The sequence below is a fragment of the Spirulina sp. 06S082 genome (assembly GCF_034932145.1).
Classification (GTDB): Bacteria; Cyanobacteriota; Cyanobacteriia; order Cyanobacteriales; family Spirulinaceae; genus CCY15215.
The window spans coordinates 1-2,673 of record NZ_JAYGHV010000248.1; the positions used below are offsets into that span (position 1 = coordinate 1).

The 2,673-nt window shown below is 46.6% G+C and carries 3 protein-coding genes; 2 read left to right on the forward strand and 1 reads right to left on the reverse strand.

From position 1 onward, the window contains the following. Positions 1-119 precede the first annotated feature (119 nt). A complete protein-coding gene (locus VB714_RS15260; protein WP_323225476.1) occupies positions 120-1,232 on the reverse strand; it encodes a hypothetical protein in 1,113 nt (370 codons plus the stop codon). Positions 1,233-1,394: 162 nt separating this feature from the next. Between VB714_RS15260 and VB714_RS15265 the strand changes: the two genes are divergently transcribed. Both VB714_RS15265 and VB714_RS15270 read left to right on the forward strand, forming a co-directional pair. Beyond that, complete coding sequence (locus VB714_RS15265; RefSeq protein ID WP_323225477.1) at positions 1,395-2,036, forward strand: ParA family protein; 642 nt, start codon at positions 1,395-1,397, stop codon at positions 2,034-2,036. After that, the coding region (locus VB714_RS15270) for a ParB/RepB/Spo0J family partition protein (RefSeq protein ID WP_323225478.1) at positions 2,029-2,673 on the forward strand (645 nt) is incomplete at its 3' end. The genes VB714_RS15265 and VB714_RS15270, both read left to right, overlap by 8 nt.

A 2,673-nucleotide genomic window follows, 5' to 3' on the forward strand; every position in this document is an offset into this window, starting at 1 on the left:
TGATTCACTTTCTCGATAAATCCGCCACAGTAGTTTTTGGGTTTCTCTTGCTAATTTTTCCATGCTTGCTTAGTCTTTTGGGGTTTTATTTTACCACATCTGCAATTAATTTCGTATACCTACTTATGTTTCGGCTTTTCGATTTCGTACTCCCAACGCTTGCCCGCTAAGTGGCGAAATTCGGGAAGCTGATGGTCGTGCAGATTGCTCAATTTTCCCACCAGTTGCTTGATGGATTTGAGCCAAGCTCGAGCTAATTTTTTGGTGCGGAAGGCGATAAAGGCTCGATAATAGCTGCCATCCTCGCTCATTTCATAAGCTACGTTGGAGGAAAGGGCGATCGCGGGCGGAACGAGCAATATTCCCATTGCTTTCATTTCCAACTGACTGTAGTGCATCACCATTTCATCGTTCCAACGAATGCCAAACGTTCGCTCTGAATGGGGATCGAGAGAAGCGATCGCGCCCCATCTCTTTCCTCGTTCCAGCACCCGACTCCCAATCTTGAACCCGCAAATGCCTTCTTCTTCGCCTTGTTTTTGCAGGTGATTGGCAAATGCGTTTTCCCATGCTGTTTCAAAATCTTCAGGTTGATAAGACTCGTCGAGTTGAGCGGTGAATTTTTCTTTTAACTGTTGCTGCCATGTAGGAGTTATAATTTCTAACAATTGACTGGGACTGTTGAGGGATAGCCAAATTTCTGCTCTCGTTCTCAGATCGGTAACGGATAATTGCGGCAATGGGAGGGAGTCGGGTAACTCAATTTGATTCTTGAAAGGGCTGCCCGGAAAAAGGGAAAAAGGAAATCGATAGAGTCCAGAGCGATCGAGAATCACAATGCTTTCTTGGTCAACCGTTTCAACCCAATAACAAGGCAGTTCCCCCAACTCAATAATGCCACCATCAGCCAGTTCGACTTTCGTCCCCAAGGGAAACTCGACCCAAGTTTGTCCCTCTCGATAGGGCGAAACGACGGAAATGTTGTGGAATCGTATTTCATCTCGAGTGTAGGCAAATTTGTCTGTCTCTTCTCCCGGTTTGGCATCCCAAACAATGGTAATGGGGCGATCGCTTTCATCCATTTTCGCGATCGTACCGTAGCGTCCTCGACTTTCTACAATTGCCCCAACTCGAAATTCTTCAGGGAATGGTGATTGGACGAGAAAAGGAAAAAGCACTTTGGTCACTTCTCTAACCGAATCCAAGGTTTTATGGGTTTTGTTCGATTCCATCGGGCATTCTCCAACTTCAATCGGCTCATGCCCTTGCCCGTTAGGGCGATTTCTTCTCTATTCGATCTTCCCAATAAGAATGAATAAAAGTACAATTGTTTGGGAGCGACCCCATATTCGCAAGTCTCGACGGACGGAGACCTAATCTTTCATTATTTATCCATGACTATCATTGCATTAGTAAATCAGAAAGGAGGATGCGGTAAATCGACAACAGCCGTTCATTTAGCGCGTTACCTCTCCAAAAAAGGCACGGTTGCCCTCATCGATGCTGACGCTCAACAAAGTTCGAGTATTTGGCTCAACAGCCTCGAAAACAATACTCTCCCCAATAAGGCAGTTCTCGACCCCGAAGAACTCTTCGAGACGATTGAAGAAATGTCTAAAAAATATGATGCCGTTGTTGTAGACGGGCCGGGCAGTTTATCCGAAGTGACCAAAACCATTCTCGATTGTTGCGATCTGGCTTTAATGCCCTGTCAACCATCGGGATTGGATTTATCGAGTAGCGGAATTTTTCTGCGGGTCATTCGCCATCGCCAGAAAATCCGTCAGGGCAAACCCAAAGTTGGTTTATTTCTCAGTCGGGCAATCAAAGGAACCGTACTGCTCCGAGATGCACAAGAATCTCTCAAAGCCGACACTCGTTTTCCCTTACTCGAAACCATCATCTACCAGCGCCAATGTTTGGCAGATGCTTCAATTCAACAAAGCACGGCATTCGATCTCACCAGTTCGGCAGCAAAAACAGCCGCTCGGGACTATAAGGCACTATTTACGGAGGCATTGAAACTTCTTGGCTAAACAACGACGCAGCATTAGCGCATTTCTCGATGACATTCCCAAAGAAGCAGAATCCGAACTCGCGATCGCGGAAATTACCCTCCCCGCTTCTCAACCCCGGCGCTACTTCGATCCCAATAAAATGGCACAATTGGCAGCGTCCATTGAGAAACACGGCATCCTAGAACCCCTACTCGTGCGACCTTCTAACTCCAGCTACGAGTTAGTGGCCGGAGAACGACGCTATCGAGCGGCTATAGAGTTGGGACTGGAAACCGTTCCCGTCGTCGTTCGTAATCTTAACGACCACGAAGCCTTGGCTATTTCTCTGATCGAAAACTTGCAACGAGAAGACCTTAACCCCGTTGAAGAAACGGAAGGCATTCTCAGCCTCATTGCTATAGAATTAGATATCGAGCAAGAGGCAGTCATCGCCAAACTCTACAAAATGCGGAACGAATTGAACGGTAGTGACAACGTTGTCACTAATCCAGAACACGACACCATTCAATCGGTTTTTCGCTCTTTGGGGTTGTTGAGTTGGGATTCTTTCATTACCCATCGCTTGCCTTTACTGAAACTTCCCCAAGACATTCTAGAGGCACTGCGTCAGGGAAAATTGGCTTATACCAAAGCGCTGGCTATTTCTCGCATTAAA